Below are 228 nucleotides of genomic sequence, written 5' to 3'. Positions count from 1 at the left end.
GTCAGGTTATAAACATAAGCGTAAATGAGATAGAAGATCACCAGGCCAATATCCATCAGCAGGGCCTGCCATAAACCGATCTCCAGCCACCAGGCCATGATGGGCAGCGTCAGCCACAACAAACAGATCTCAAAGCCCAGCGCATGCACAATTCGTTGTTTGGTGCTTTTGTGCACATGGCCGGCGTACTTCAGCATGGCTCTATCAAACCACAGGTTATAGACATAG

General features: G+C 49.1%; 1 protein-coding gene. It reads right to left on the bottom strand.

Features of this window, described 5'->3' with window-relative positions; all coding sequences use genetic code 11:
* The coding region (locus tag R0J87_RS25645) for a chlorhexidine efflux transporter (RefSeq protein WP_498889831.1) at positions 1 to 197 on the bottom strand (197 nt) is incomplete at its 3' end.
* Between the last annotated feature and the right edge of the window lie 31 nt (positions 198 to 228).

Source organism: Halomonas sp. SIMBA_159, from assembly GCF_046536035.1.
Taxonomy (GTDB): Bacteria; Pseudomonadota; Gammaproteobacteria; order Pseudomonadales; family Halomonadaceae; genus Vreelandella; species Vreelandella venusta_A.
Note: the sequence above shows the minus strand (reverse complement) of the source record. Positions and strands in the feature narration are given on the sequence as shown.